This is a genomic window from Acidovorax sp. GW835-FHT14B10 (assembly GCF_058793725.1).
Genome location: NZ_JBXAGC010000006.1, coordinates 126,225 through 147,112 on the forward strand (window position 1 = coordinate 126,225; position 20,888 = coordinate 147,112).

Here is a 20,888-nt window from a genome sequence, read left to right on the forward strand (position 1 = left end):
GGAATCACGTCATGAATCAGCTACTGCCGCGGGAAGTCGTCGATCAGATCATGAGGGAAGAACAGCATTTCGCTGCCGCGCCCCAAGCCTTCTTCGAGGCCTGGAAGCGCGGTGTCGAGATCGCTGGCCCCGAATGGTTCGGTGACGGCACCCGTGAAGGTCTGAACCAGGCCAAGAGCAAGTGGGATCTGCGTCCCAACATGCTGCAGCTCAACGATGCCCTCGGCGTCCTGAGCAGCGGCGAACGCATGTTCCTGTCCGCCATGGTCAGCTTCTACAACGCGCGCGAGGGCGGTGCCATGCTCAAGCGCTGCCACTTCAACGGACTGTCGGACTTCGACGGTCTCGATCTGCAACGCCGCAAGGTCATCGCCGACCTCCTGGTGAACTACAACGGCTGGTGAGCCGGTTTCCGGCACATCTCCGCCTCTTCGTTCACTGCCCGTGAGGGACATGCGCCTACGCGGCCATGTCCCTCGATTTTCCTTCCGTACCCAGCGCTGATTGGCCCAAGGCCATCAATCAGTGCTGCCTGACGCTTTTCTCACTTTCAACCCACCGGGGTCCAATTCCCGGTGGCGGGGATTGGCTCCATTATTCAATCTGGAGAAATCCCATGTCCCAAAATCCCAATCCCTTTGTCCGCGGCTACTGGAATCTGAAAATCGTCCGCACGCTGTCCATCAGCTACGAGGACGGAAGCCCGCATGTCTGGCGAACCATCCACGTGAGCCAACAGCACCTCTCCGATGAGGAACTGGTTTCTTCCCCCTGCATCGTCACCAGCGAGTTCGCGGTGGTCAGGAATGGCACTGAACCTGTCAGCGCCGAACTGATGGCCGAATGCAATGCTGTTGAAGGCGTCAGCGAAGGCGTAGTTGGTGCCGTGGTCTATGCCATTCATGGCGACGACTTCGACGGCCGCCCGATCCACGTCGGTGACACCTATTCGGCCGAAGCCGCGCGAGACGTGGTGCAGCGGTTGAGTTTCGAGACCGGCTATTACAGCCGATGCTGGGAAATCAGCAGCGCGCACATCAGCCGGAAAACCGGCCAGTACCTCGCCAACCTGGCAGACCTCGCCACGCCGGAGGCCTTTCTGTTCATCGCCTTCCGGGTTCCGTACAGCCCGGCGATCGGCGTCAAGCTGATTTCCACGCCCTGGACGGACCAGAACCTGGAGCATGCCGAGGGCATCGGCGCGGAGCAGCTTCGACAAGAGCACCGGAACAAGGGCATGCCGGACGACCTGGCGAACATCCTTGAACTGGCTGGCCAGGCCGATGTGCGCATTCTCATCCTCGACGCTGATGCGCCCGCGCTACTGGGCTTGCCGCTGGCCGAGTCCTAGCAGTCGCGCCACGCACCATTCTGCCTCTTTGTTCTCCCCCATGTCAGCCCGTCTCCCACCCGGAGCTGGGCTGATCCATTTTCATAGGAGCAACCTCATGTTCCCCGACCTCATCTCGCATGCACCCGACTTCGAGCACCAGCTCGGAGCCTGCGTCAACGCCATGAGCCAGGACGACGCCATCGGCCAGATCCTGGTATTCGAGCGCACGAGAGGCATGCTACACATGCGCCATATCGCCAGCGCCGACCTGGTGGACAGCGACATTGACGACTACGAAATGGTCGTCTTCGACGGTGGCAACACCAGCGGCGACACGTGGAAGCACGTGTTCTTTCCACGTCAGCGCGAACACTATTTCGTGTACGAAGCCTGATCCATCCAGCCCCTTTCGAGGGGCTTTTTCTTGCCCGCAGCGCAGGAAACCGGGTGCGGCGCGGTGCCGTTTCATGCGGGTGAGCCGCCCATTCCGAGGCCATCCTTGCCCCATGTTCGTCGGCGTTGCCGACACATGCCCAGACAGCCGAGACCTTCAAGGCTGCAAGTGCGGGAAACCGTGCTGGTCTTTTTTCTTATCGGACGTTCCGCGTCCATCCACGCCACCCACAAGGGATCTCTCCCTTGCGGGCGGGAATCCCTTGTCCTTCCTCAAGGAGATTCCCATGGACCGTTCCCTCATCAAATCCTTGATGCCTTCGCTTGTCGCAGGCCATGTGCCCCGCAACGTGCGGTCGTTCAAGTACCGCGTGTTCGATGATCAGCCGCAGTCCTCGACGCTGGGCTTCGCCATCGATCCCCAGCCCTTCGACGGCAAGGTGGTCGCGGCGACTGACGATGCCATCGTCGTCAAGCTCAAGCCATCCGAGTTCGCCGTGCTCGATCCCAACCTTGTGACCTCTGTTCCCAGCGAAGGCGCCAAGGTGCGTGTCCAACCCTACGCACGGCGCCGTTTCGACGGCCTGCGCGCGGACACCCCGGAAGAGCGCACGGAGATGACGTCCGACGGCATTCCCTACACCGTCAAGACGCACATCCTTGGCTCCGCGCCCGCCAAGCTGCCCATCCCCAAGCCGCAGTGCATGGAACTGGGCCAGCTCATCGAACAACTGGAGGAAATGCCGGCGCCCGATGGCTTCCGGCGAATCACCCACATGCTGGTCGATGCAGGTGCACGGGATTTCACCTGGGTCGATCCCAAGCCATCCAAGATCATCGAGACGCCTCCGGCGATCAGCTTCACGACCTCGACCGCGAAGTTCAAGGGTCGCGTCACGGTGCTGTACGACCGCGGCGGCGACGCCTACGTGGTGGAACTTCACCGCGATGGCGAATTGGTCGATCGGTACGACGAGGTGTATTTCGACATGCTTGGCGCAGTGTTGGAGCGGCTCATCGACGATGGTCGCTGGCGCCTGATCGACGTGAGCGTGATCGACACCAAGGCTCCCCGGCAGCGCCAAGCGGTGCCGGCATGACGCCTCGAAACGAAGCCAGGCAACTCCACGGCTGACCCAAGGTTCCCGCCACGGCGGTTCAGTCCATCCGGCCAAGTGCCGCACAGGCTCTCCATCCATTCGGTGGAGAGCCTTTTCTCTAATCCGTACAGGAGATTTCAACCATGTCACTGCGATTCAAGGGCGCCGACCTGCGCCCTGTGTTGACCGAAGCGATCGCCAACCAGTGCCGAGCCGTCCTCGTCAAGGACCAAGGCGTGTACATCCTCGCCGAGCGCGAGGAACGCCGCCCGGACGGACGCCAGAAGTTGCTGGCCTATGCAGTCGGCTGCGACCCGGATACCGATCCGTTCGATGACTGGTGGTTCCTCGCCCAACGCGAGCTGGGCGGCGACGACTTCGCCGAGTACTTCGACCCGAAGGACGGCGTATTCACCCGCATCTTGCACACAGCGGACGATCTGATGCTGTCGGCCACCGCCACCCACTTGTCGTTGGAGGTCGTGCCTCCCGTTTAAAGCAGCAGCACGTCCTGCTCAGCCCCCGGTTCCCCGGGGGCTTTCTTTCCTCCGCACAGCGGCTATGTCCCCGCGTGCGCGCTCGTCTCCGGCCGCCAAGGCCTGCCTCGCCGGCCAGCCCGCCGGCATGCCACTGGAGACGACGCATGCACGACCCGTTCAAGATCACCCAGCCCACCTGCATCAGCTTCAGCGGCGGGCGCACGAGCGCCTACATGCTCTGGCGCGTGCTGCAGACCAATGGCGGCCTGCCTGCCGATACCGTGGTCTGCTTCGCCAACACGGGCAAGGAAGTCGAAGCGACCTTGCGCTTTGTGCGCGATTGCGCCGAGCACTGGCAGGTGCCGATCCGCTGGCTCGAATACGTGCCCATGGAACCGGGCTTCGCTCTGATCGACTTCGATCGGGCCAGCCGCCAGGGCGAGCCGTTCGAGGCGCTGATCCGCAAACGCCAGTACCTGCCCAATCCCGTTGCGCGGGGCTGCACGACCAGCCTGAAGATTCGCCCGATGCACCGCTTCCTGCGGCATCTGGGATGGACGGACTGGGACCAGATGATCGGCATCCGCGCCGATGAGCAGCGACGCGTCTCCAAGATTCGTGCGCGCGGCCACTCCACCGAATCGACCCACGAGACCATGTGCATGCCGCTGGCGGATGCCGGCGTCACAGTGCGCGACGTGAGCGCGTTCTGGCAGGCACAGCCGTTCGACCTCGACCTGCTGACGGTGAACGGACGCACGCTCGAAGGCAACTGCGACCTGTGTTTCCTCAAGCCGCGTGGGCAGCGCCTGGCCCTTATCAAGGCCCGGCCCGAGGCCGCCGTGTGGTGGATTCGCATGGAATCCCTGAACCTGGCGAGCAAGCCCAGCGGCGCCCGGTTCCGCGCCGATGGCCCCAGCTATGCCGATCTGGCGCGCTTCGCTGCCGACCAAGGCGATCTGTTCGATGGCGCCGAGGAAGCCATTGCCTGCTTCTGCGGCGACTGATGCGCATGTGCAGGCAACCGAACTCACCATCGCTGCTGCAACTGTTCCCGGTGTCCTTACGCTGTGCAAATGCCTTCGTCCAGGAGCACCACCGCCACCACCGGCAGGTTCAAGGGGCGAAGTTCGCCCTGGCGGTCACGCTGTGCGGCAGCGACGACATCTGCGGTGTGGCCATCGTCGGCCGCCCCGTCGCCCGCCATCTGGACGACGGCTGGACCCTCGAAGTCACCAGGCTCTGCACCAACGGCGCACCGAACGCTTGCAGCAAGCTCTATGGCGCCGCCTGGAAGGTGGCCAAGGCCCTCGGCTACACGCGGCTGATCACCTATACCTTGCCAGAGGAAGGCGGTGCCAGCCTGCGCGCCGCCGGCTGGCGGCTGGTCGGCACGCGCGGCGGCGGCGCCTGGAGCCGCCCCAGCCGCCCCCGCGCCGACACCCCCGACCACCTGCGCGGTCCCAAGTGCCTGTGGCAGGCACCGGGCGCCGTGGACAAAGGGAAGCGCCAGGATGCCGATTGATTGCTGCCGCGCGGGCGAGTCCCGGCCATGCTGATCCCATGCTGCTGACGTTGTCAGCGACATGCCAGGCAACCATCGGTCATCGAGGTTGCGGCGCAGTTCCCACTGCGTGACCGAGCCAGCTCGCACCGCATCCGTCCGCGAGCGGCCACCAGTGATGGTGGCGGATGCTTTCGCCTTATCAACCCACCGCGGGGTTACGCACCTTCCCCGCATGCGTGGGCCTGGTGTGTCTCCGCTTCTTCCAATGGAGATTCACCATGAACACCACTTCCAACGAGAAATCATATTTCGACCTCCACACCTCGGGCATCGGCTATGTCCAACGTGCCCGCGAGGTTCCCGTCCGGGGCGGCCGCCGTGCGCAGCCCTTCTTGGCATGCACCATCGCCGCACTGGTCGGTTCCGCCAAGGACCCCAGTTACCGCTACGTCGACGTCAAGGTCTCGGGTGCCGAGGCCAAGAAACTGGTCCAGCGCTACATCGGCGTTGACGATCCCAAGCAGCGCCCGCTGGTGCGCTTTCGCCTCGGCGACCTGTGGGGCGATGCGTACATCCGCGACAAGGGTGAGCACAAGGGCCAGGCCGCCGCGTCCCTCAAGGCGCGACTGCTCAAGGCCGAGCCGCTCGACCGGGCCGAACTGGCTTCGATCAAGCAGCACGAGCTGATCACCCGCGGCATCGGCTACCTCAGCCGTCCGAAGGACGTCACCCGCAAGGATGGCGATCCGTTCCTGTCGTGCAGCGTCGCGGCGCTGGCCGGGCCTGTCGGTGAACCGGAATATCGGTACTTCGACACCATCGTCGCTACCCCTGAAGCCGAGCACCTGGTTCGCCGGTGCGTGCAGGCCATCGAAGGGGACCGCAAGGTGCTGATCGCCTTCCGTCTGAACGACATGAAGATCGATCCGTACATCCGCACCAAAGGCGAGCGCGCCGGGGAACCGGGAGCGAGCCTTGAATCGACGCTGGTCCACATCGGTCTCATCAAGATCGACGGCACCCAGGTCTATCCGACGAGCCAGGCGCAAGCCGAGGCGCCGCAGGCCGAGGACGCACCCGCGCCCGAAGCCGAGGTTGCCGCCGAAATCGCTGCCGACCAATCTGCCGAACCCGCCGAGCGCGAGCCGGAAGGTGAAGCCGAGGAGCAGGAGCCGGAACTGGCTGCTTCGTTCTGATCCGGCATGGCCCCTCACGGGGCCTTGCCTTTTTCCTATTTCCCAAGGAGAACCATCATGGCAGCCACATCGGCACCTACGAGATCAGTCCTACCCATCGTCGTCCCGGGCCAGCTCACGTTGCGGACCATCCGCGGCAAAAACGGCCCGTTCACGGTCGGTCGCCTTTCCACTCCCATCGGCGAGTTCGCAGTCAAAGACGCGGAGTTGGAGCAGTACCCCGAAGGCAAGTACGACGGGGAATTCGTCATCCGCTACATCTTCGCGAAGTCCTATCCGGTCGCGGGCGGCGCGCGGTTTGAAGTCCGCGCCAACCTCGATGGCATGACGCTCAACGGCATCGACAAATTGAGCCGCGACGAGGCCCGCAGCTTCGCCACCCAGGAAGTCGATCCGCTCGATGAAGAGCAAGGGGCGCAGCCTGCGGCAACGCCGACCAAGCCCGTCAAAGCGTCCAAGCCCGCAAAGCCCGCACCCGTGCAGGCATCGGCGGACCCATTGGTCGATACCACGCCCTTCGGAGTGGATGCGCCAACGCCCGCTGCGGTTGCTACTCCCGGCAGTACCGAGGGTGGCGACGCCGCGTTGTTCGGCATCCTGTGGCCGCTGGGTGAATCCGTGAAACTGGATTCGACCATCGACCGTCGCGCCCTGCGTGAGCAGATCGCCCGCCTGGGCGAACTGGGCTACGCGCTGGACTTCAAGACGCAGGAGTGGAGCCGCCAGGCCGAACTGCAACCTGCGTGATCGCAGACGCCGCATCCGCGGTGTTCTTCATCCACCCGCCGGGGTTCTTTCCCCATGCGGGGGAGACCTCGGCCTTTTCTTTGGAGGTCTCCATCATGTCCAACATCGCTTCAGATACACACCGTTCCGCACTGGATGAAACCGCGTGGCGGGCTGTCTGCGAGACGGCTGCCAAGCAAGCCATCCATGGCTGCGGACAGTCTCACGACTGGTACGTGGAACTATTCAGTTCAGAAGTTGACGCGCAAGTACATCGGTTACCCGAGCATCAGCAGACATATGCGCTGCAGATAGCAGAGGAATACGGGGACTACGCAACACCCGCCGAAAGGCAGGAGACTCAGGACTGGAATGCCGAAAACGGCATTTGCATGCACGGCATCGATCGGGATTGCTGCCCGGCCGGTTGCGGTGATCTTGAGTACTGACACGCGACTTCATCGCTGCTAACGCGGCATTCCATCACCCGCTGGGGGTTCTCCCCCGCGGGGAGGCCTCCGGCTCCACTTTTCAGGAGGCCTTTCATGGGCTGGTATTTCTCCCCCCAATCGCGATCTGAACTGATCGCGGAACTGATCGCACCGCAAGAGACCGAGCGCGCCAGCGTCAAGGTCATCGCCCACGCGCTGCGTGGCAACGTCCTCTGGTCCGTCGCGGAAGTGACGGCCAAGGTCGAAGGCGTGCATCGTGATCTCGCACCGGGTCAATCCCTGCGCTACATCCGCTGCGATCTGCTTGAACGCGGCGGAAGCCAGTGGGGTTACAAGCCACTGGAAGAGTCCATGCACCCGTACTACTACTCGTGCCCACTGTCCTATCTGGATCTCGCACCGGAGCAGTCCGCCGAATGGCGTGCAGGCGTTCGCGCCCACCACGCGCGGCGGCGCACACCGACGGCTTCCACGGCACCCGCCGCAGCGCTGTTGGTCTGAGCCAGGAGGAACCGACATGGACCCGATCCTGGCTGCGCTCCCGCCCGCGTTGTTGAAGCTCGTCGAAGGGAGTCTGTCCAACGACGAAGTTTCTTCCGACGAGGAAATGCTGGCGTACTTCATCAGCGACGGCCTCACCGAGGATCAGGCGCGGCGGGCACTGACCTACCGCGACCAGTACCTCAACAACATCTACCTGGACGGCTTCACGCCGATTACCGCGGTGGACGAGGCACTTCACTTCAACCCGCACACCCGGCAGTTCGAGCCGGACTGAGCGGTTTTCTTCCACCCCTTGGGGCAGTACTTGCCCCAGCGGGCGGTGCTGTTCCCATTCATCCGAGGACACCACCATGCCCGCAGACACTTCTTCCACCACGCTTTACCGCATCGACGAATGCCCCGACGTGATGGCCGACGCTTGCGTCGGCGATGACCAGGGCAACCTCGTCTTCCTCTCGATCTGGGCGCGGGACACCGCCGTCCAGCAGTTCCTCGCTCGCCTGACCCTCGGGCGCGACGAGCAGGGACTGGACCAGTTCCACGTCATCACCGACCAGGGCGGCAGCGTGCCGGTGTTCATCGGCAACGTCGATCGTCTGGAAAAGCGCATGACTCGCGCCTACCGACGAACGCTGTTCGGATCGCTCTCCAACGTGTGGCTGTTCGATCGTCGCTGCGTGAAGCCCGACAAGGCCAACGCCAGCGCGCTCGCACTGCTGCCACGCGGCAACGCCCACCGGCTTGACCGCATGTGGACGCTGGTGCGGGACACGTGCCCGTTGCCGCTGCTCGACCACTGGCGCGAGACCGTGCTGGAACTGCTGCAACGCCGCGAGATGCTGGGCCGCCTTCCGTTCGCCCTCGGGCCGCTGGAAGGCCATCGGCTCGCCATCGACGTGCCGACGCTGACCCTGGCGCTGGGCTCCCTGATCCGCAGTGACGTGCTCACCGCCTATCCATACCCGGCCAAGATCTGGACGCCGGAAGTGGTAGCGGCCTGACCCACCCTCGGAGGCACGCCTTGGTGTGCTTCCGTCTTTCATCCCCGCCAACCAGGAGACTTCCATGGCCCTCATGTTCCCGCGGCTTGCCCGCAATTTCGTGAAGAACGGGTATTTCCCGACTGATGAACCCACGCTCGAAAGAGCCCTCAACGCACTGATGCCCAGCGACGGGCCGATGTGCATCCTCGATCCCTGCGCCGGCGAAGGCGTAGCGATCGCCGAAGCCGCCCACGCCCTCGGGCGCGAGCAGGCCAAGGCGTTCGCCGTTGAGTTCGACGCGGAGCGGGCACGCCATGCCCGTGGCCTGGTCGATCACTGCCTGCACGCGGACCTGATGGACACGATGGTCTCCAAGCAGTCGTTCGGACTGCTCTGGCTCAACCCGCCGTATGGCGACCTGTCCAAGGACGTCAACGGCAACATCGGCTATCAGGGCCAGGGTCGTGCCCGCCTCGAAAAACTGTTCTATCAGCGCAGCCTGTCGCTGTTGCAGTACGGCGGCGTGCTGGTCTTCATCGTCCCCGGCTACGTGCTCGACGCGGAGCTGGTCGGCTGGCTGACGCGCCACTACACCGACCTGCGGATCTACCGAGCGGTGGAAACGCAGTTCAAGCAGGTGGTGATCTTCGGTCGCAGGGTGCGTCAGCGCGAGCAGGCACCCGATGGCGTCAAGGCCGTGCGCAATCTGCTGCTGCAGGTTGGGCTTGGCGAAGTCGAAGCCGAGGAACTGCCGAGCGATTGGCCGTTCCTGCCGTACATCGTCCCCGCCAGTCCGGCCGAGCCGGAGCATTTCTTCCGCGTGACGATGGAGCCGGAGCAGTTCGCCGATGAGGTCGGTCGGCTGCAAGGCCTCTGGCCGTCGCTGGACACGCACCTGGGGGCCGCGCAGCAATCGCTGCGTCCACCGGCGCGTGCCTTGTCCCACTGGCATCTCGCCCTGGCTCTGGCCGCGGGCGCGATCTCGGGGGTTGTGCGCTCCAAGACCGGGCGCGTGCTCGTCGTCAAAGGTGACACCCACAAGGACAAGACGCTCCAGCGGGAATTCACCGAACGCGAAGACGGCTCCATCGCCGAGACCCGCATCCTCACCGACAAGTTCGTGCCTGTCATCCGCGCGTGGGACATGACGCCTAGCTCCGCTACGCGGGGCGAGGTGTTGACCATCCGCTGATCGCTTTTCACCGACGGTTCGCCGTCTTTTTTCCCACCACGGGGCATGCCATCGCCCCGTCGGGGGGTGGTGCATGCCCCATTTTCTTTGGAGCATCACCATGTCCCTCGATCTCGAAACCACCACCGCCGAAGCCACGTCCGTACAGGGCGAACTGCTCGACGCGGAATCTTCCCCACTGACCCTGAGCCTTCAGGATTTCGTCGGTGAGTTCGGCGACGAACTGCTCGACGCCCTCAACAGCGCCAACCCGCCGGTCTATTCCGGCGAGCCGCAGGCGCACCGGCAACTCATCGTCGCCAGCCTCAAGCGCAAGCTGTTCCAGGCCCAGGCCGAAGTCGTCCATGCCGCCGCCGAGCTGCTGATCGACCGTGGCGAGCGCGCCGCGATCGTCAATGGCGAAATGGGCTGCGGCAAGACGACCGTCGGCATCGCCACGGCCGCCGTCCTCAACGCCGAAGGCTACCGCCGAACCTTAGTTCTTTCGCCACCGCACCTGGTTTACAAGTGGCGGCGCGAGATTCAGGAGACGGTGGCAGGCGCCAAGGTCTGGGTGCTCAACGGCCCGGACACGCTGGTCAAGCTCATCAAGCTGCGCGAGCAGATGGGTGTGCAGCCCACGGGCCAGGAGTTCTTTGTCCTGGGGCGCGTCAGGATGCGGATGGGATTCCACTGGAAGCCTGTCTTCACCACGCGGCGCACTCGCCATGGCGACGTGGCAGCGTGCCCTGACTGCGGTACGGTCATCACCGACCTCGACGGCGAGCCGGTCAACCCGGTCGCGCTCCAAGCCGAGGAATACCGCAGGAAGTGCAGCCATTGCGCCGCGCCCCTGTGGACGCTGATCCGCCCGCGCAGCCTGTCCGGCAGCGACCAGTCCTCGGCAGTGCTGAAAGCCCTCAAGCGCATCCCGACCATCGGGGAAGTCACCGCGCAGAAGCTGATGCAGAAGTTCGGCGACGGGTTCCTGGCGTCGATGCTGGGCGACAACATCCACGAGTTCATCAACCTCATGGATGGCAACGGCGAGCTGGTTTTTTCCGATCGTCAGGCCACGCGCATGGAACGTGCGATGGCCAACATGGAGTTTGGATTCGGTGAGGGTGGCTACCAGCCGTCCGAGTTCATCAAGCGCTACCTGCCACAAGGCACGTTCGACCTGCTCATCGCCGACGAGGCGCACGAGTACAAGAACGGCGGTAGCGCCCAGGGCCAGGCCATGGGCGTGCTGGCGGCGAAGGCTCGCAAGACCTTGCTGCTGACCGGCACGCTGATGGGCGGATACGGGGACGATCTTTTCTATCTGCTGTTCCGCGCCTTGCCTGGGCGGATGATCGAAGACGGCTACCGCCCGACCACGAGCGGGAGCATGACCTCGGCCGCGATGGCGTTCATGAGGGACCACGGGGTCCTCAAGGACATTTACTCCGAAAGCGCCGGCACGGCGCACAAGACGGCCAGGGGCACCAAGGTATCGGTGCGCACGGTCAAGGCTCCCGGCTTCGGGCCGAAAGGGGTCTTGCGGTGCATCCTGCCGTTCACGATTTTCCTCAAGCTCAAGGACATCGGTGGCAACGTCCTGCCGCCGTATGACGAGGAGTTTCGTGAAGTCCAGATGGACGTGGCGCAAGCCGCGGCCTACCGTGACCTGGCGGGTCGGCTGACCGCGGAGCTGAAACAGGCTCTGGCGCGACGCGACACGACACTGCTGGGTGTGGTGCTCAACGTGCTGCTGGCCTGGCCGGATTGCTGCTTCAGGTCAGAGACCGTGGTGCATCCGCGCACGCGCAACACCTTGGCGTTCGTCCCCGCTCAGTTCAACGAGTTCGAGGTGACGCCGAAAGAGCGCGAACTGATCGACATCTGCAAAGAGGAGAAGGCCCAGGGCCGCAAGGTTCTAGCCTACACGGTCTATACCGGCACGCGCGACACCACATCGCGCTTGAAGGTGCTGCTGGAGCAGGAAGGTTTTCGAGTGGCGGTACTGCGCGCAAGCGTGGATGCCAGCCGTCGCGAGGACTGGATCGCCGAGCAACTGGACCGTGGCATCGATGTGCTCATCACCAACCCCGAGCTGGTCAAGACGGGACTGGACCTGTTGGAGTTTCCGACGATCGTGTTCATGCAGTCGGGCTACAACGTGTACTCGCTTCAACAGGCGGCCCGCCGCTCGTGGCGCATTGGGCAGAAAGAGTCCGTGCGCGTGATCTACCTCGGCTACGCCGGTTCCTCGCAGATGACCTGCCTTGAACTGATGGCCAAGAAGATCATGGTCTCGCAGTCCACTTCGGGCGATGTACCCGAATCGGGGCTGGATGTGCTCAACCAGGACGGTGATTCCGTCGAGGTCGCACTGGCCCGGCAACTTGTCGCCGCCTGATCCCCACGCCAACGCCGGCCTAGCGCCGCCGGCTTTCGTTGTTCCCACCTTGCAGCCACGCCCACGGTATCCGTGGACTTGGTTGCGCTTTTTTCATCCCAAGGAGAGTTCCATGAACACCCATACCCAAGCCACGCCCGAAACCGTCAATGCTCGCCTGACGCTGGACGTGACCTATCTGCTCAACGGTGAGGCCGCGCTGGAAATGCTGGCACGGCTGCAATGCATGTGCGAACGCGCCGTCGGCGAGGGTCTGCTGACCGGCGATACCGCCGCGGAAGTGGATACCTGGTCGATCGATGTATCTAAGGTGCCCTCGGCGGCTGACCGCGAAACACTGGAAGCCGAGATCGCCACCTTCATGCAACAGCGCATCGAGGACGGCAACCTTGGCGCAGAGGACATTCCTGTGCGCCTGGCGCGCTATGGCCTGATGGCCCCCCAGGCATTCGCCGATGAAATGCGCGAGCGCATGGGGATGGCTGACGAAGCCCCCTCGGGCCAAGCCGTCATCCCCTCGACCGAACCTGCCGACGGCAGCGAGATCGAGATGCAAGTCGCGGTCGCCTGCGCCAATGCCTCCGGCAGCCCTGACGTGCCGGTCTTCAAAGTCAGGATCACCCAGGAGGAATACGACCTGGGTATCCACTACGACAAGGCCAAAGACTTGGCCGAAGAAGCCCGGTACGAAGGGCCGTTCGTCTGCTTCGACGCTGCCGAATATGGCCCCATCCTGTCGGCCGCCCGCGAATTGGGCCTTGTCCCGCAGGTCGTCGCGGTCGATATGACCGATCACCAGATCCAATCTATCCGCTGCGACGCCGGCCAGATCAAAGTCGTCTGTTTCGATGCCAGCGACTTGGGCGGGTATTCGTCAGCAATGGAGATTCGGCCAATCGGCGAGAACGGCCAATTCATCCGCTGTTGGGCGCATATCCAATTGGCGCAGGTCGATCCTGGTCTGAAGCAGGTGGCTCGGGATTGATTCGGTGCAGTCTGACCTACGTTCTCACTGGCCCCTTCGGGGGCCTTTTCTTTGAGCGGGGTGCGGCCGGCAAATCGGGCGCAGCGTAGTTCGCATTGTTTGCTGCTGCACCCGGCCTTAGCGGCGATGGTGAGGGCTCGATGTTTCAGGATGCCGAGCTTATGTGCCCCTCTCCACTTTGGTTTCACCATCCCGAACGCCGCCTGCTGGCGGGAGTACTCGGCCTACTCTGGTCGGTGCTGGCTGGCGGCTGCGCGACGACGACTGCGCCGCCCGCGCCTGATGCCATCGAGGAAGTCTCGGCCGCGCCCGAACCCGAGGCGCCCGAGTACATCCCCGTCGTGCGCTATGGTCGCTACACGCTTGTCGAGCTGGCACCCACGGCGGCGCAGCGGGACCTGCTGTTGCAGACCATCGACGTGTCCATGCCCGAAGATGCCCGCGCCACCGTCGGCGATGGGCTGCGGCATGTACTCAAGCGCAGCGGTTACAGCCTGTGCCAGACGGTGCATGCGGTGATCGAGCTGTACGCGCTGCCGCTGCCGGCGGCGCACCTGCACCTCGGCCCCATGACCTTGCGCGATGCGCTGCTCACACTGGCTGGCCCGGCCTGGGAACTGCATGCGGATGATCGCGCACGGCAGATTTGCTTCGAGCGGCCCGGCGACAGCGTGGCCATCGAACCCGCATCCGTGCGACCCGCCGCTGAGGCGGTGCAGACGCTCCCGCTGGAACCTTCGTTTTCGGGAGGCCAGCCATGAACGCGCCGCAGTCTGCCCGGCGCCCGGCCGCCGCCGTGGTGGTGCAGAGCCTTCTGTGGCTCTGGCTGATCGGCATCAGTGTCTTCGTAGCCTTGGGCTACCAGACCATGAACGACCAGGCCGACCAGGAACGCCTCGATTCCCGCCTGCAACGCCTGGAAGCGCGGGCGGCGGGCCTGGTCGAGACCATCGAGGCCATCCAGCAGCGTCCCGCCGTCGCAACGGCGGCAGACCTCAAAGACACCCGCCAAGTCCTGGAAGCGCGCGCTGCCCAGCTTGAGAAAACGCTGAGCGGCTATGCCGCTGCCGACGACCTTCAGGCGCTGCGCGCGGAGGTCGAGCAGATCAAGGCGCGCCAGACCGCTGCGCCCGTTCCGCGCGCCGCCGCACCCGCCCAGCCGCGCGCATCGGGCAAGGCCGCGGCCAAGCCCGAACCGCCGCCGCTTCCGTTCCGCGTCGTCGGCGCCGAATTGCGCGCTGGCCAGCGCAGCGTGTCCGTCGCGCCGAGCAGCGCGGACTTCACGCCCGACCAGCTTCAGGTGCTGCTGCCAGGTGATGCGCTCGGCCCGTGGCGCTTACAGGCGATTGAGGGCAACACCGCCGTGTTCCAGGCCGGCGACCAGACCCGTCGCGTGGCGATTCCCTGACCGGAGCACACCACATGAAGCCGTCGATCATCCTTTCCGCGCTCCTGCTGGCATCCGCCCAGTTGCCCGCCTGGGCGCAGCAGCCGGCCACCGCCCCGGCCCGCAATGCGCAGAGCCAGGAGCGTCCGCTGGTCACCCGAACCCCGGGCGACCAGGTAGCAAGCGGGTGGGGCCTGCAACCGCAGGAATGGGCGCGCTATCGCGAGTTGATGGACGGGCCGCTAGGCATCTACTCGCCCAACCTGGACCCGCTGTCCGCCCTGGGTATCGAGGCCCGCACCGACGAGGAACGGCGGCGCTACGCAGAACTGCAGGTGCAAATCGAAGCGCGCCGCGTCGAGAAGCTGCTTGCCTATCAACGTGCCTATGACGAAGCCTGGCAGCGCCTGAACCCCGACATGCAGCGGGTGAACCTGCCTGACGACAAGCCCAGCGCCGGCGCAGTGCGCGGCAGCGGCCGCATGGCAGTGTTCGTCAAGGACGGCTGCGTGGCCTGCGGACAGCTCGTGCGGCGCCTGCAATCCTCGGGTACCGAGTTCGACCTGTACATGGTCGGCAGCCGCCAGGACGACGCGCGCATCCGCGACTGGGCCAAGCGCGCACAGATCGACGCGGCACGGGTGCGTAGCGGCAGCATCACGCTCAACCACGACGGCGGCCGCTGGCTGTCGCTGGGCCTGCCCGGCGATTTGCCTGCGGTCGTGCGCGAAGTGAACGGCCAATGGCAGCGCCAACCCTGACGGCGCCGTTGCGCGCTCTGGTGCTCGGTGCTGGCCTCTGCGCCTGCGCCGCCCAGGCGCAGGAGGTTCCGCCACCGGCCTACCAGCTTGCCGCCCAGCGCGCGGGCATTCCCTCGACGGTGCTCTACGCCGTGGCCTTGCAGGAGAGCGGCATCCGGCGTAACGGACGCATCGTCCCGTGGCCTTGGTCCCTCAACGTCGCCGGCCAGTCGCGCCGCTACGCGACCCGCGCCGACGCCTGCGCCGGTTTGCAGCAGGCGATGCGCTCCACGCCGCACACGCGCATCGACGTGGGCCTGGGCCAGATCAACCTCGGCTACCAACAGCAGCGTTACGCCAGCGCGTGCGACTTGCTCGACCCGTACCGCAACCTCGCCATCGCTGCCGAGATTCTGAAGGAGCAGCACACCGCCGGTGAGGACTGGTTGCTGGCGATCGGCCGCTACCACCGTCCGGCGGGCGGTGAGCCCGCTGCCCGCTATCGCCGCAGCGTGTCCCGCCACCTCGCGCGCGTGCAGGGCACGCACCCAACCGCCGCGGTCCTCGCCGCGCGCCAGGAGACCTCCCCATGACGAAATCCCATCTAGCCCATCTCGCGGCGAAAGGCCTGCTCGTGCTGCTGGCTGGTCTGCCGCTGGCCTCGCGTGCCGGCGAGCCGCTGATCGTGGTCGAAGACCGTGGCGGCACGTCGGCGCTGCCGTACTACGAAGCCCTGAACCTTCAGCCGCGCGCCAACGCTCCGGCCCGGTCGCCCGTCCCGGCGCCTCAGATCCCTGCCACACCGGCGGACGAGGCCGCGATGCTGCCGGTGCGTAGCGCCAAGCTCACGTCCGGCACCGTCGCGCGGCGGGTGATCGAGGCGCCGGGCCTGCGTCCCTTTGTGGTCGTGGGCGACGACGAGGCTTCCCAGGCCTGGTTGCGCCGCCATGCAGCCTCATTGCGCGAGCGCGGCGCGGTCGGTCTGGTGGTCAACGTCGAGACCGTCCAGGGCCTGGAGCGGCTGCGCGCACTGGCACCCGGCGTCCCCCTCGCGCCCGTGTCCGGTGACGACTTGGCCGAGCGCTTGGGCCTGCGGCACTACCCGGCGCTGATCACGGCCACCGGCATCGAGCAATGAAGCCATGTCGGGGAAACAGCCGGTCGAGGTGCTGCTTCGCCCAGCGGTGGAGCTATATACCGTCGCGGCGTGTGCGGGCGCCGCGTTTCTGTCCCTGGTGGCCCCGTGGTCGCTCGCGCTGAGCCCCGCCATGGGTGTCGGCAGCGCGTTGGCGTTCGGGGCCTATGGCGCGATCCGCTACCGCGATGCCCGCGTCATCCTGCGCTACCGGCGCAACATCCGCCGCCTGCCGCGCTACGTGATGACCAGCAAGGACGTGCCGGTCAGCCAGCAACGTCTGTTTGTGGGGCGCGGCTTTTTGTGGGAGCAGAAACACACCCATAGGCTCATGCAGACATACCGGCCGGAGTTTCGGCGCTACGTCGAGCCGACGCCGGCCTACCGACTGACGCGGCGCCTGGAGGAACGGCTGGAGTTCGCGCGGTTCCCGCTTTCCCGGCTGCCGAAACTCACCGGCTGGGACGTGCCTTTCAACCCAGTGCGCCCGCTGCCGCCCGTGGGCGGACTGCCTCGGCTGCACGGCATCGAACCCGAGGAGGTGGACGTCAGCCTGCCGCTCGGCGAGCGCGTCGGGCACTCATTGGTCTTGGGGACAACCCGCGTGGGCAAGACGCGGCTGGCCGAACTGTTCGTGACCCAGGACATCCGGCGAAAGAACGCGGCGGGAGAGCACGAGGTCGTGATCGTCATCGACCCCAAAGGGGATGCCGATCTGCTGAAGCGGATGTACGTCGAGGCGCAACGCGCGGGCCGCGAGGGCGAGTTCTATGTCTTCCATTTGGGCTGGCCGGACATTTCCGCCCGCTACAACGCCGTGGGGCGCTTTGGACGTATCAGCGAGGTGGCGACCCGCATTGCAGGGCAACTCTCCGGTGAAGGCAACTCGGCGGCTTTCAGGGAATTTGCCTGGCGCTTCGTCAACATCATCGCCCGCGCCTTGGTGGAACTGGGGCAGCGTCCGGACTACATGCTGATCCAGCGGCATGTCATCAACATCGACGCGCTGTTCATCGAGTACGCCCAGCACTACTTCGCCAAGACCGAGCCCAAAGCCTGGGAGGTGATCGTCCAGATCGAGGCCAAGCTCAACGAGAAGAACATCCCGCGCAACATGATTGGGCGCGAGAAGCGCGTGGTGGCGCTGGAGCAGTACCTGTCACAAGCCCGCAACTACGACCCTGTGCTGGACGGTTTGCGCTCTGCCGTGCGGTACGACAAGACGTATTTCGACAAGATCGTCGCCAGCCTCTTGCCTCTGCTGGAAAAGCTCACGAGCGGCAAGATCGCGCAGCTCCTGGCCCCGAACTATTCCGACCTGGCCGACCCCCGCCCGATCTTCGATTGGATGCAGGTCATCCGAAAGCGCGCAGTCGTCTATGTGGGCCTGGACGCGCTATCCGATGCCGAGGTCGCCGCAGCGGTCGGCAACTCGATGTTCAGCGATCTCGTTTCGGTGGCAGGCCATATCTACAAGCACGGGATCGATGACGGCCTGCCGGGCGCATCGGCTGGCACGCGCGTGCCGATCAACGTCCATGCCGATGAGTTCAACGAGTTGATGGGCGACGAGTTCATTCCGCTGATCAACAAAGGTGGTGGCGCCGGGCTGCAAGTCACCGCGTACACGCAGACCCTCTCGGACATTGAGGCCCGCATTGGCAACCGCGCCAAGGCCGGTCAGGTCATCGGCAACTTCAACAACCTGTTCATGCTGCGCGTGCGCGAGACCGCGACCGCTGAACTGCTGACCCGGCAACTACCGAAGGTCGAGGTCTATACGACCACCATCGTCAGCGGCGCGACCGACAGCTCGGACATTCGCGGGGCGACGGATTTCACGTCCAACACTCAGGACCGCATCAGCATGTCCAGCGTGCCGATGATCGAGCCGTCGCACGTCGTCGCCTTACCCAAGGGCCAGTGTTTCGCATTGTTGCAGGGCGGCCAGCTTTGGAAGGCTCGCATGCCGCTGCCGGCACCGGACCCCGATGAGGTCATGCCGCAGGATCTGCAACAACTGGCGGGCTACATGCGCCAGAGCTACAGCGAGGCCACGCAGTGGTGGGCGTTCACCAGTTCCCCGGCGTTGCAGGACGGGGCCTTGCCCGACGACCTGCTGGATGATGCCGCTGCGGCCGAACCTGGCCCGGTGGTCACCGACGACAGCGCCGGCAATGAGGCCTCGCCATGAAGGATGCCGCCTCGACCGCGCAGCGGGAGCAGAACCAGCGCCAAGGCCTGATCGTCGGCACCATCACCTTGCCGTTCCGGCTGCTGGGGGTGCTGATCGGCTCGCTGCTGTTCTCCATTGTCGTGGAGTGCGTCGGAATGCACCTGTTCTGGAAGGACGAGGGCTGGCGACACTCCCAGCAGATGTTGCAGTACGAGTTGGGGCACCTGTCCAACCACTTCACGCGCAGCGTGGTCGTGCAGGAACCGGGGCGCACGGCGCACGAGCTGGTGGATACCGGATACGAATGGGTGTTCGTGCGCTCGGGCTTGCTGGAGCGCATGAGCCAGACCGCCGAGCGCGCCCGTGCACCCAGCCACGGGCAGGCACGCAACTTTCGCTACTACATCAGCCAGGCCTATGTCTGGACCGAGAGCTACCTGATCGCCGCAGCCTTCACGACGCTGACCTTCCTTGTGCGCCTGCTGGTCCTGGTGCTCACGTTGCCGCTGATCTTCACTGCGGCGTTCGTCGGCCTGATCGACGGCCTAGTGCGGAGGGACGTGCGGCGCTTCGGTGCGGGCCGGGAATCGGGCTTCATCTACCACCGCGCGAAAGCCAGCCTGATGCCGCTGGCTGTGCTGCCCTGGGTCACGTACCTGGCGCTGCCGATCTCGGTGCATCCGCTGGTGATCCTGCTGCCGAGCGCCGCCTTGCTGGGACTGGCCGTGAGCCTGACCGCAGGCAGTTTCAAGAAGTACCTGTAACCCCTTCGGGTCTGCCAACGGCGTCAGCATGAATTACATCAACGCACTGCGCTGGCGCCCACTCAGTTTACGAACCCGGTAGTGCAAGCGTAGCTGCTCTGCCTGGCGCCTTTGTCCTTGCCAAGAAAAGTCGCTGTTGGGCAGTGGAGAAAGAAGGACCTCCGTAGGCATCTCGATGCCTTGCACCATCGCATCGTCAAAGACCCATGCGATCGGATGTCGCCAGTAGTAGCACCGCTCGGACAGGAGCCAGAAATACGTTGGCGCGAATAGCGCCAAGACTGCGAGTGCTGTGAGCGTCAGAAGGAACATAGGGCTTGCGAGTATTGAGTGAGTCACTTCCCGATCGGGGAGTCTATATCTCCCATAAATCCGGTCATCCGCGGGTTCCTATTGTTTGCGGCCTAAAGCAGCCCTGATCTCCACGATCGAGCCATTGCTGATCACACAGGAATGGCGCGATGGTGGCTTCAACCTGGTTGCGTGCCGCGCATCGCGGCGTGCCCACTTTTCTCGTGACGGCCCTCCTGCTGGGCCAGTCCCCGATGGCGTTGGCCGAGCCCCCCGCGCAGCGCCAGGAATTGGTCGCGGCGCTGCGCCAACTCGACGCGCTGGAGCGCACCGTCGCCGACAGCGCCGCGCATGCTCCCGTCCAGCCGGGCGAGCGCTACCACTTCGATTACCCGCGGCTGCTGGCTGACCTAGCGCGCGTACGCGCCGGCATCCAGGCGCACCTCTTTCCTTCGCGTGCTCAGCCGCGCGACCCCGCCGAACTGGCCGGCGACTACCGCACCGAGCGGGCCGTCGAGCCATCGCCGACGACCGCGGAGGCCAAGCCATGAACGGCGCCCAGGTCTCGGCATTTCAAGCCAACAGCGGCATCGCGCCTTCCGCGATGGCGACCGTCTTGGTCGGCGTCGTGTTCGCGGTCCTGCTCGTCTGGGGCGTCTGGGCCATCCGAACGGCCTACGTGGGGTGGTCCGAGAGCCGCCTCAACCAGCGCCAGTTCCTCGGCGTCTGCATCCGCTTCGTCGCGATGTACCTCGTCCTGAGTTTCTTCCTCCTCTCCTGACCTGAAAGGCCTGACCATGCAAAACCGCATCCTCACTTCCCGTTTTGTCCAGCGCGCCACCGTGGCTCTGGGCGCCGCCGCGCTGCCCGCGCTGTCGTCCGCGCAGGGGTTGCCGCAACTGGAGAACCCGACCCGCGGCACGGGCAACGGCATCATGGAAACGATCAGGAACTACGGCTACGACATCATCATGCTCGTGGCCCTGCTGGTTGTGGCGTCGATGTTCATTGGCGTGTGCTACCACGCCTACGGCACCTACGCGGAAATCCACACTGGTCGCAAAACCTGGGGCCAATTCGGCCTCACGGTCGCCATCGGCGCGGTGCTGCTCGTGATCGGCATCTGGCTGCTCACCGAAGCCACCGGCATCCTGTAAGGCGAGGC

General features: G+C 65.0%; 26 protein-coding genes. All 26 read left to right on the forward strand.

Annotated elements, in window-relative coordinates; genetic code table 11:
* Window positions 1-11 precede the first annotated feature (11 nt).
* The 26 genes from AC1Q5S_RS06965 to AC1Q5S_RS07090 all read left to right on the forward strand — a co-directional run bounded on the left by AC1Q5S_RS06965 (window position 12) and on the right by AC1Q5S_RS07090 (window position 20,880).
* Window positions 12-404, forward strand: a complete 393-nt coding sequence (locus tag AC1Q5S_RS06965) for a hypothetical protein (RefSeq protein ID WP_003290188.1) — start codon at window positions 12-14, stop codon at window positions 402-404.
* A gap of 212 nt (window positions 405-616) precedes the next feature.
* Window positions 617-1,351, forward strand: a complete 735-nt coding sequence (locus AC1Q5S_RS06970; RefSeq protein WP_003290190.1) for a DUF5983 family protein — start codon at window positions 617-619, stop codon at window positions 1,349-1,351.
* A 97-nt stretch (window positions 1,352-1,448) separates the two neighbouring features.
* The gene (locus tag AC1Q5S_RS06975; protein WP_003290191.1) at window positions 1,449-1,727 is read left to right on the forward strand and encodes a hypothetical protein; all 279 of its coding nucleotides are present in this window, start codon (window positions 1,449-1,451) and stop codon (window positions 1,725-1,727) included.
* Between the two features lie 286 nt (window positions 1,728-2,013).
* A complete protein-coding gene (locus AC1Q5S_RS06980; RefSeq protein WP_047351290.1) occupies window positions 2,014-2,826 on the forward strand; it encodes a hypothetical protein in 813 nt (270 codons plus the stop codon).
* 143 nt (window positions 2,827-2,969) lie between these two features.
* Entirely contained in the window at window positions 2,970-3,323 is a 354-nt protein-coding gene (locus tag AC1Q5S_RS06985; RefSeq protein WP_047351289.1) for a DUF3085 domain-containing protein, read from the forward strand.
* Between the two features lie 146 nt (window positions 3,324-3,469).
* A complete protein-coding gene (locus AC1Q5S_RS06990) occupies window positions 3,470-4,312 on the forward strand; it encodes a phosphoadenosine phosphosulfate reductase domain-containing protein (RefSeq protein WP_023124706.1) in 843 nt (280 codons plus the stop codon).
* Between the two features lie 5 nt (window positions 4,313-4,317).
* Entirely contained in the window at window positions 4,318-4,830 is a 513-nt protein-coding gene (locus AC1Q5S_RS06995; RefSeq protein ID WP_047351298.1) for an XF1762 family protein, read from the forward strand.
* Window positions 4,831-5,090: 260 nt separating this feature from the next.
* Window positions 5,091-6,008, forward strand: coding sequence for a DUF3577 domain-containing protein (locus AC1Q5S_RS07000; RefSeq protein WP_047351288.1), 918 nt, complete (start codon window positions 5,091-5,093; stop codon window positions 6,006-6,008).
* Window positions 6,009-6,065: 57 nt separating this feature from the next.
* Window positions 6,066-6,755: a DUF3275 family protein gene (locus AC1Q5S_RS07005; protein WP_047351287.1), complete on the forward strand. Its 690-nt coding sequence runs from the start codon at window positions 6,066-6,068 to the stop codon at window positions 6,753-6,755.
* Window positions 6,752-7,183 carry a hypothetical protein gene (locus AC1Q5S_RS07010; protein WP_084002082.1) on the forward strand — a complete coding sequence of 144 codons (432 nt, stop codon included), beginning with the start codon at window positions 6,752-6,754 and terminating at the stop codon, window positions 7,181-7,183. The genes AC1Q5S_RS07005 and AC1Q5S_RS07010 overlap by 4 nt, the downstream gene beginning before the upstream one ends.
* A gap of 96 nt (window positions 7,184-7,279) precedes the next feature.
* A complete protein-coding gene (locus AC1Q5S_RS07015; RefSeq protein WP_003460301.1) occupies window positions 7,280-7,687 on the forward strand; it encodes a hypothetical protein in 408 nt (135 codons plus the stop codon).
* Between the two features lie 16 nt (window positions 7,688-7,703).
* Window positions 7,704-7,964, forward strand: coding sequence for a hypothetical protein (locus AC1Q5S_RS07020; RefSeq protein ID WP_003290203.1), 261 nt, complete (start codon window positions 7,704-7,706; stop codon window positions 7,962-7,964).
* A 76-nt stretch (window positions 7,965-8,040) separates the two neighbouring features.
* Window positions 8,041-8,691: a hypothetical protein gene (locus AC1Q5S_RS07025; protein WP_047351286.1), complete on the forward strand. Its 651-nt coding sequence runs from the start codon at window positions 8,041-8,043 to the stop codon at window positions 8,689-8,691.
* A gap of 40 nt (window positions 8,692-8,731) precedes the next feature.
* Complete coding sequence (locus tag AC1Q5S_RS07030; RefSeq protein ID WP_255352826.1) at window positions 8,732-9,865, forward strand: DUF6094 domain-containing protein; 1,134 nt, start codon at window positions 8,732-8,734, stop codon at window positions 9,863-9,865.
* Between the two features lie 100 nt (window positions 9,866-9,965).
* Complete coding sequence (locus tag AC1Q5S_RS07035; protein ID WP_047351284.1) at window positions 9,966-12,245, forward strand: helicase-related protein; 2,280 nt, start codon at window positions 9,966-9,968, stop codon at window positions 12,243-12,245.
* Window positions 12,246-12,357: 112 nt separating this feature from the next.
* A complete protein-coding gene (locus tag AC1Q5S_RS07040) occupies window positions 12,358-13,230 on the forward strand; it encodes a hypothetical protein (RefSeq protein ID WP_047351283.1) in 873 nt (290 codons plus the stop codon).
* 161 nt (window positions 13,231-13,391) lie between these two features.
* Window positions 13,392-13,991: a PFGI-1 class ICE element type IV pilus protein PilL2 gene (gene pilL2, locus AC1Q5S_RS07045; RefSeq protein ID WP_047351282.1), complete on the forward strand. Its 600-nt coding sequence runs from the start codon at window positions 13,392-13,394 to the stop codon at window positions 13,989-13,991.
* Complete coding sequence (locus AC1Q5S_RS07050; protein WP_047351281.1) at window positions 13,988-14,638, forward strand: hypothetical protein; 651 nt, start codon at window positions 13,988-13,990, stop codon at window positions 14,636-14,638. The genes pilL2 and AC1Q5S_RS07050 overlap by 4 nt, the downstream gene beginning before the upstream one ends.
* Before the next feature lie 14 nt (window positions 14,639-14,652).
* Window positions 14,653-15,378, forward strand: coding sequence for a TIGR03759 family integrating conjugative element protein (locus tag AC1Q5S_RS07055; protein WP_047351280.1), 726 nt, complete (start codon window positions 14,653-14,655; stop codon window positions 15,376-15,378).
* Complete coding sequence (locus AC1Q5S_RS07060; protein WP_455240162.1) at window positions 15,360-15,950, forward strand: transglycosylase SLT domain-containing protein; 591 nt, start codon at window positions 15,360-15,362, stop codon at window positions 15,948-15,950. The genes AC1Q5S_RS07055 and AC1Q5S_RS07060 overlap by 19 nt, the downstream gene beginning before the upstream one ends.
* The gene (locus AC1Q5S_RS07065) at window positions 15,947-16,495 is read left to right on the forward strand and encodes an integrating conjugative element protein (protein WP_003460312.1); all 549 of its coding nucleotides are present in this window, start codon (window positions 15,947-15,949) and stop codon (window positions 16,493-16,495) included. Before AC1Q5S_RS07060 ends, AC1Q5S_RS07065 begins: the two co-directional genes overlap by 4 nt.
* A 4-nt stretch (window positions 16,496-16,499) precedes the next feature.
* The gene (traD, locus tag AC1Q5S_RS07070) at window positions 16,500-18,686 is read left to right on the forward strand and encodes a type IV conjugative transfer system coupling protein TraD (protein ID WP_047351278.1); all 2,187 of its coding nucleotides are present in this window, start codon (window positions 16,500-16,502) and stop codon (window positions 18,684-18,686) included.
* On the forward strand, window positions 18,683-19,432 hold the full coding sequence (locus AC1Q5S_RS07075) for a TIGR03747 family integrating conjugative element membrane protein (protein WP_047351277.1): 750 nt from the start codon (window positions 18,683-18,685) through the stop codon (window positions 19,430-19,432). Before traD ends, AC1Q5S_RS07075 begins: the two co-directional genes overlap by 4 nt.
* Window positions 19,433-19,893: 461 nt before the next feature.
* Window positions 19,894-20,274, forward strand: coding sequence for an integrative conjugative element protein, RAQPRD family (locus AC1Q5S_RS07080; protein ID WP_247735634.1), 381 nt, complete (start codon window positions 19,894-19,896; stop codon window positions 20,272-20,274).
* Entirely contained in the window at window positions 20,271-20,504 is a 234-nt protein-coding gene (locus tag AC1Q5S_RS07085) for a TIGR03758 family integrating conjugative element protein (RefSeq protein ID WP_003050225.1), read from the forward strand. Before AC1Q5S_RS07080 ends, AC1Q5S_RS07085 begins: the two co-directional genes overlap by 4 nt.
* 16 nt (window positions 20,505-20,520) lie before the next feature.
* Window positions 20,521-20,880: a TIGR03745 family integrating conjugative element membrane protein gene (locus AC1Q5S_RS07090; RefSeq protein WP_454840397.1), complete on the forward strand. Its 360-nt coding sequence runs from the start codon at window positions 20,521-20,523 to the stop codon at window positions 20,878-20,880.
* Window positions 20,881-20,888 lie beyond the last annotated feature (8 nt).